Origin of the sequence: Dietzia sp. DQ11-38-2, assembly GCF_014145055.1 — a bacterium.
GTDB lineage: Bacteria > Actinomycetota > Actinomycetes > Mycobacteriales > Mycobacteriaceae > Dietzia.
The window spans coordinates 1-7,156 of record NZ_JAALDW010000040.1; the positions used below are offsets into that span (position 1 = coordinate 1).

The following is a 7,156-nucleotide window of genomic DNA, read 5'->3' on the forward strand; positions in this document are numbered from 1 at the left end:
CTGCGGGGCCCGGCGGATGGGCCCCGACGCCTCCCCCGGACGCCGGGACGACGCGCGATCGCGGCCGTCGCCCCGGCGATCCGGCGAGCCCCGTCGATCAGAAGGGCGTGGTGGGCGAGCCATGAGCCCTCCTCTCGACTACCTAGCTGACCGGATTGGCCTCGTGGGACTGTGCGTGCTGTGCCCGAGTGGCGTCGCTGCCCGGATCAGGCGGAGAAGCGCGGGAAGGCGCCGGCCCCGGCGTACCGGGCGGCGTCCCCGAGCATCTCCTCGATGCGCAGCAGCTGGTTGTACTTGGCCACGCGCTCCGAGCGGGCCGGGGCGCCGGTCTTGATCTGGCCGCAGTTGCAGGCCACCGCGAGGTCGGCGATGGTCGTGTCCTCGGTCTCGCCCGAGCGGTGCGACATCATGGTGGCGTAGCGGTTGCGGTGCGCCAGCTCCACGGCGTCCAGCGTCTCCGTGAGCGTGCCGATCTGGTTGACCTTGACCAGCAGCGCGTTGGCCGCGCCCCGCTCGATGCCGTCGCGCAGGCGCTCGGGGTTGGTGACGAAGAGGTCGTCGCCGACGATCTGGACCTTGTTGCCGATCATCTCGGTGAGGGTCTTCCAGCCCTCCCAGTCGTCCTCGTCGAGCGGGTCCTCGATGGAGACCAGGGAGTAGTTGGCCACCAGGTCGGCGTAGACGTCGGCCATCTCTGCGGCGGAGAGCTGCTTGCCCTCGAAGTGGTACTTGCCGTCCTTGAAGAACTCGGTCGCGGCCACATCGAGTGCGAGCGCGACGTCGGTGCCCAGGGTGTACCCGGCCTTCTCGATGGCCTCGACGATGAGGTCGAGGGCCGCCTTGGTGGAGTCGACCGACGGGGCGAAACCGCCCTCGTCGCCCAGGCCCGTCGACAGGCCCTTGTCCTTGAGCACGGACTTGAGGTTGTGGTACACCTCGGCGCCCATGCGCAGGGCCTCGCGGAAGGTGGGCGCACCGATCGGCGCGATCATGAACTCCTGGACGTCGACGCCCGAGTCGGCGTGGGCGCCGCCGTTGAGGATGTTCATCATGGGCACCGGCAGGACGTGCGCATTGGCGCCGCCGACGAAGCGGTAGAGCTCGAGGTTCGCCGAATCCGCCGCGGCGCGGGCCACGGCGAGCGAGACGCCGAGGATGGCATTGGCGCCGACCGTGGACTTGTTGGGGGTGCCGTCGGCGTCGAGGAGGGCCTCGTCGACCTGACGCTGCTCCTCGGCGGGGATGCCGATCACGGCGGGCGCGAGCACGTCCAGGACGGCGTCGACGGCCTTGGTCACGCCCTTGCCCATGTAGCGCTCGTCGGAGTCGCGCAGCTCCACGGCCTCGTGGGCGCCGGTCGACGCGCCCGAGGGAACGGCCGCCCGTGCGAACGAGCCGTCGTCCAGCAGCACCTCCACCTCGACGGTGGGGTTGCCTCGCGAATCGAGGATCTCCCGGGCTCCGACCTGCTCGATAAGCGCCATCTGTGCTCCTTGGGGAAGTTCGTGGATCGTCTCTGGGCCGGCACCGCGATGGGTGGCTGCAGTACCGGGGGCCATTGTTCCACGTCGCCCCGCAGGGTGGGTCGAGGCTGGGCTGGGGGTGGGTGGCGCGGGTTTGCCTGCGCCTCTCCCCACCTCACTTCCCGCACCTCACCGTCGAGCGTGTCGCGGCCCCGCCCGCCGACTTACGCGCCCCCTTCGTCTTATGCGCTCTCGATGCCCGCCGTAGGCCGGGCCGTGCGTCCTGCTTGGTCCATTCCGGGCGCGCACCTGTGCGCAGATCGCAGCAGCGCCCACCCGGCCCGCGGTCGAACCGCGAACTGTCGCCTTCCAGCACCGGTTGATTCGTATTACGATAGTGCTCATGGAGCGGAGAATTCAGGGGGAACCAGTCTCGGAGGAACAGCTCGACAAGTGGGTCGCCGAGGCTGAGGAGGGGTACGACCCCGCCTGGTTGAAGAAGCGGAAGGGGCGCCCGGCCCGGGCAGAACACGCTGCGCAAGTGGTACCGGTCCGATTGACGGAAGCCGAGCTCAAGGCGGTGATGCAACGGGCGGATCGGGAGCACCTCAATCGATCAGAGGCGATCCGACGGGCCCTCGCAGAGTGGGCCGCCGCCTCGTGATCATTCGTCGATCCGCGCGAAAGCACGGAATCGCTGATGACGACATTGTGACCGCCGCGGAGTCAGCCCTATTCGCCGCGCCGCTAGACGATGATCACCCCCAGCGAGTTCTCGTGCTGGGGTTCGACTCTCAGGCCCGCGTCCTGGAACTGGTCGTATTGCGCTACGACGACGGGAGCCGTGAGGTCATTCATGCAACGAAAGCGCGCCGAACCTATCTCGACTTGATCGACTAGCTCCTAACGTTCTGGTCGCGCTCGTGTGCCATGAGGCCTTCGTTCAAATTCCTGGCCGTGGCGGGCCGTTGTCATCGTCTCCTTCCAGCCCGAACCCCGTCCGCGACACGCGACCTCACGCCACCCCGGCCACCTACCCGCCCCTTCGGCGTCCGACAGCGGCCAACCCCGGCGGTGACGTACCCGCCCCCTACAGTGAGCCCGACCCGCCAGGACCATCCAGGAGAACGCTGTGGACTCACTCGCCCTCGTCACCGCCCGCGCGCGCGGGGACGTCTGATGGCGACCCGGCCCTCACGCAAGTCCCCCACCAGGCGCAAGCGCAGATCGACGCGGGCGACGTCGGCCACCAAGCCCAGCGCGGCACAGACGGTTCCGACTATTCCTCCCGGCCAGCGGGTGTGGCTGCTCGAGCTCCCTTGGGGTGGTCTGGGCGGCGGGACGCCGGCCGGGGTGACCTACTACAAGTCGCTCACCGCCCACGCCTACGTCGGTACCACCCTGCCGGACCCGCTGAAGCCCTACGCCAGCAAGCCGTACTCGTACCTGCGGTGGCTGGAGGACGAGCTCAACGGCAGCGAGGGCCCGGGGGCGACCGCCGCACCGATGACGCTGCGTCCGGAGCAGAGTGCGGACGTGGACGCGATCGTCGCGGCCGCCCGGCGCGGGTTCCGGCAGGTCCACCTGGCGAACGATGTGGGCACCGGCAAGACCCTGGTGGCGGTGGCGGCGGCCAAGGCCATCGCGACGGAGCGCGGCGGACGCACCATTCTGGTGACGGTGGACCGGCCGGCCCGCATCACCATCCCGTCGTGGCGGCGGACCATCGCCGCGCTCACACAAGACGACCGGGGCGACGACGACCTGCGCTGGATCATCATGTCCTCCGACAGCTTGGGCAAGCTCATGGCCCGCAACGGTCGGCCGCGTCTCAAGGTCGATGTGGCGGTGATCGACGAGGCTCACCAGTTCCGTCACGCCAGTAAGCGCACGAGCTACATGCGTCGTCTGACCCGCATGGACGGCCCTCACGAGAAGGCGCCGTTCGTGCTGTCGATCACCGCCACCCCTGGCCATCACCCGGGCGAATGGGGTTACCTGTCGTCGCTGTTCGCGCAGGTCCACGGCGATCCCCCGACCGCGTGGTCGGACTTCGGGCGGGCCCTGGCCGAGCGAGGTGCGCCCTTGGAGACCTCCTATGGAAAGTGGACGTGGAGCGCCGAGGCCAAGGAGTCGTTGCCGACGCAGCAGGCCGCCATCAGCGACGCACGCGACATGCTGCTGCGGCACGATCCGCCGCTGATGCTCACCCGGTCGGCGCCGTGGGGGCCGCCTCCGTTCGACGTGGACCTGGTGGAACTGACCCCGGACCAGTGGCGGGCCTACGAGCTGGAATGGGGCGACTTCCAGCGGGAGATGCAGCTGGCCCGGACGGGCAACAATGTCGCCCGCGGGCTGGCCGCGCTGGTGCGGCTGCGCCAGAAGGCGTCGATGATCCGGGTCGAGCACACCGTCGCGGCGGCCAAGGCCGAACTCGAGCGCGGCTACCAGGTGCTGATCGCCACCGAGATGGTGTCCACGGCCGCGCACCCGGTGGCCGAGCTGCTCGAGGCCGACCGGATCCCGGTCGCACGGATCTACGGCTCGAACCCGCAGGCCGAGGCCGAGCGGATGCGGTTCCAGCGCGGCGAGGCGCCGGTGGTGGTGTTCAACACGCCCACCGCGATCAACCTGCAGGCGCGCGAGCAGTTCGCCGACGGTTCCTACGCCACCGACACCCCGCGCAGAGGCTTCTTCCACCAGGCCCGCTACTCGGGGCTCCTGGCCGAACAGACGATGGGCCGCGCGCACCGGAATTACCAGGTGTGCGCCTGGTCGCTCCTCGCTGCGGCGGGCACGATCGAGGAGCGGGCGGGGACGGTGATGCTGTCCCGCCTGATCGCCTCGGCGACCAGCACCGATGCGGACGCCTCCACCTTCTCCGAGGTGGCCCGGGTGTTCGGGATCGACTGGATCCCCACCGTCCGGCTGGCGGACGAACTCGGCTGACTGAGACCGGTGCCCACCGCCCCGAGACCGGGGACCACCCGATGCCGCGGTCGATAGACTCGGCGGGTGAGGATCCGTCCGATCGATCTCGTTGATGTGCTCGTGTATCTCGTCGTGCTGGGCGTGTTTGTCCAGCTCCTCCCCGCGGTCCTCTCGGAGACGTTCCTTCTCTCGCTTCTCACGGCCGTCCTGCTCAAGGTGGTCCTGGAGCTCGTGCTGTGGGTCAAGAAGCGGATCGTGGGCCGCATCCGCTCGGGCACGACGCGCACAGTCCGCGCGGTGAACGTGGCCGCACTGGTGCTGGTGTTGCCGGGCAGCAAGCTGCTGGTCCTCGAGCTGGTAGCGCTCGCGTTCGGCGATGCCGTCCAGCTGGGCGGCTTCCTCGCGGTGACCACGCTTATCGTGGTGCTGATGCTCGCGCGCGGCGCAATGCGACGGCTGCTGGAGCGATCCGAGGGCGCAAACCCCTCCCCCGCGTAATCCGAGCCGGAACCCTCACCGCCGCCGTGCCGGGCCTCCCAGGATGCGTCGGGTCGACGGCGCGAACACCAGGAGCAGGTTCGCCACACTCAGGAGCCCGAACCCCCACCAGAACCCGTAGAACATCGCCCGCTGGTCGCCGGGGAGTCCCGCGACGGGAGTCCACAGGAACGCGATCTCCCCCGCCATCCAGACGAGGTGGCCCAGCGTCACGATCAGCGCGAAGTACCACTGCCACGGAGAGGGGGACTCGCGGCGACCGCGTGCGCGCACCCCGCGGACCAGCAGCGCCGTGACCGCCGCCCCGGCGACGCCGAGAAGTGCGAGGATGATTCCCGGCAGGAGGAAGTCGGCGAACGGCGTGTTCCGCAGGATCGCCGGATCGAATCCGAGGCCCGACCCGTCCGGCGCGAGGAACAGCCCGGGCCCGCCCCCGAGTGCCGACAGCGTCCAGATCGCGATCCCGGCGGTCAGCGAGTACGCGGCCCATGGGCGTCCGACCTTCATCACGGTGCTCCTTTCCCGAGGTGGCGCGCGGTGCCCGTCGACCTCCGCTCGAGTTCCCGGTCCCGATTCCCGCGCCTCGGCCCCCCGCGGTCACGGGGAGCATCCCGCTGGGTTCATTGTGCTCCACGCCGCCGGCCTGGTCGACGAAATGTGTGTCGACGGGAACGTGTCGAGACCGGGGCCCTGCGGACAACACGTCATCCGTCCGGCGTGGGGCGCCTGGCGTGCTCGTCGCGCCGCCGCCGGGAGCGTGACGACATGACCACCCGGAGCAACCATAGCCCGACCCCGGCGAGTAGGAGCAGCGCCGCGACCCGGTAGTCCTCCGCCGGCCGACCCGACCACGGCGATGCCAGGAACACGCAGCTGAGCAGGCCCGCTACGGGGATCACCGTCGGCGCCCGGAAATGCCGATGCTCCACGGGACTGCGGCGCAGCACGAGGACGGCGCAGTTGGTCACCGCGAACACCGCCAGGAGCAGCAGGGAGGTGGTGCCACCGAGCGAGGCCAGGTCGACCCCCGCGATGAGGAGCACGGCGAGCAGCGTGGTCACGCAGATCGCCACCCAGGGAGTGCGACGGCCGGGCAGCACCCTGCCGAGCAGGGAGGGCAAGACCTTCTCCCCCGCCATGCCGTAGAGCAACCGAGAGGCCATGAGCATGTTGATCAGGGCCGAGTTGGCCACGGCGGCCATGGTGATGAGCGCGAAGATCCACAGGGGGAACGCCGGCGCCCCCACCGCCACCACCGTGAGCAGCGGCGTCTCGCCCGAACCCAGGACCTCCGGCGGCACCACGGACACCGACACCGCCACCACCAGCAGGTAGATCACCCCGGTGATCGCCAACCCGGCGAACATGATCCGGGGGAAGACGCGCGCGGGATCCCAGGTCTCCTCCGCCATGTTCACCGAGTCCTCGAATCCGACGAAGGCGAAGAAGGCCAGGGCGGTGGCGGCGGTGATCGAGCGCACCGGGCTCTCCCCCGGCGAGGTCTCCACCTGGGTGAGCCGCGACAGATCGCCGTGGCCGTGCGAGAGCGCCCAGACCCCGATCCCGATCACCAGCAGCAACCCTGAGACCTCGATCGCGGTGAGCACGACGTTGAGCCGGACCGATTCCGAGATCCCGCGCAGGTTGATCGCTGCCACCGCGAGGATGAACGCCAGCGCGATCCCCACCAGCAGCCCGTTCCCGGTCACCGAGTCCAGCCAGGAGAGCTGGCCCCCTCCGACGCCGTGGGCCTGCTCGGCCACGCGGACGTGGTCGGGGAGCCCGTCCGCGGGGATGACCTGGGTGAGATTCCCGGCGAACGCGAGCGCGGCCGAGGCGGCGGACGTGAGGCCCGAGGCCATCACGGCGAAGGTCACGAGGTACGTGAGCGCCTGCACCCGGAACGCGCGGTGCGCGTAGGCCGCCGCCCCGCCGGCAGTGGGGTACTTGGTGACCAGCTCGAGGTAGCTCGCGGCGGTGAGGACCGCCACGCCGAAGGCCAGGAGGAAGGTCAACCACGCCACTCCGCCGACCTGCGCCGCGACCTTGCCGGTGAGCGCGTAGACCCCGGTGCCCAAGATGTCGCCCACGATGAACACCAGAAGCAGGCCGGGTCCCATCACGCGGCGCAGAGCCGGCTGGCCTCCCGCCCCCGTGCGTTCCATCCGCGTCCCTCTGTCCGCGCTCCGAGCCGACCCCGCCGCGGCTGCGCCCGGGTCGGGGCCGGCAGGTCTCGCAAGAATGGCACGGCAACGGCCCGCCCA

Annotated in this window: 6 protein-coding genes; 3 read left to right on the forward strand and 3 right to left on the reverse strand. The window is 70.1% G+C overall.

The window, feature by feature from the left end; all coding sequences use genetic code 11:
* Positions 1-206: 206 nt before the first annotated feature.
* Positions 207-1,484, reverse strand: a complete 1,278-nt coding sequence (gene eno, locus G6026_RS01715) for a phosphopyruvate hydratase (protein WP_107756893.1) — start codon at positions 1,482-1,484, stop codon at positions 207-209.
* Positions 1,485-2,046: 562 nt separating this feature from the next.
* Here eno and G6026_RS17855 point away from each other — a divergent pair.
* The 3 genes from G6026_RS17855 (at position 2,047) to G6026_RS01730 (ending at position 4,892) form a co-directional block, all read left to right on the forward strand.
* Positions 2,047-2,127 (forward strand): ribbon-helix-helix protein, CopG family, encoded by an 81-nt coding sequence (locus tag G6026_RS17855; RefSeq protein ID WP_309230237.1) that lies wholly within the window; start codon positions 2,047-2,049, stop codon positions 2,125-2,127.
* A 515-nt stretch (positions 2,128-2,642) separates the two neighbouring features.
* A complete protein-coding gene (locus tag G6026_RS01725) occupies positions 2,643-4,412 on the forward strand; it encodes a DEAD/DEAH box helicase family protein (RefSeq protein ID WP_182612064.1) in 1,770 nt (589 codons plus the stop codon).
* Between the two features lie 66 nt (positions 4,413-4,478).
* Entirely contained in the window at positions 4,479-4,892 is a 414-nt protein-coding gene (locus tag G6026_RS01730) for a hypothetical protein (RefSeq protein ID WP_182612065.1), read from the forward strand.
* Between the two features lie 15 nt (positions 4,893-4,907).
* On the opposite strand, the gene G6026_RS01735 is transcribed toward G6026_RS01730, so the two are convergent.
* Both G6026_RS01735 and G6026_RS01740 read right to left on the reverse strand, forming a co-directional pair.
* Complete coding sequence (locus G6026_RS01735; protein ID WP_182612066.1) at positions 4,908-5,399, reverse strand: hypothetical protein; 492 nt, start codon at positions 5,397-5,399, stop codon at positions 4,908-4,910.
* Between the two features lie 197 nt (positions 5,400-5,596).
* Positions 5,597-7,057, reverse strand: a complete 1,461-nt coding sequence (locus tag G6026_RS01740; RefSeq protein WP_206681832.1) for an APC family permease — start codon at positions 7,055-7,057, stop codon at positions 5,597-5,599.
* Between the last annotated feature and the right edge of the window lie 99 nt (positions 7,058-7,156).

Bases quoted from the DNA above. Each gene is read 5' to 3' on its own strand.
- G6026_RS01735 (WP_182612066.1), bottom strand. From the start codon at position 5,399: ATGAAGGTCGGACGCCCATGGGCCGCGTACTCGCTGACCGCCGGGATC.
- G6026_RS17855 (WP_309230237.1), top strand. From the start codon at position 2,047: ATGCAACGGGCGGATCGGGAGCACCTCAATCGATCAGAGGCGATCCGA.
- eno (WP_107756893.1), bottom strand. From the start codon at position 1,484: ATGGCGCTTATCGAGCAGGTCGGAGCCCGGGAGATCCTCGATTCGCGA.
- G6026_RS01725 (WP_182612064.1), top strand. From the start codon at position 2,643: ATGGCGACCCGGCCCTCACGCAAGTCCCCCACCAGGCGCAAGCGCAGA.
- G6026_RS01740 (WP_206681832.1), bottom strand. From the start codon at position 7,057: ATGGAACGCACGGGGGCGGGAGGCCAGCCGGCTCTGCGCCGCGTGATG.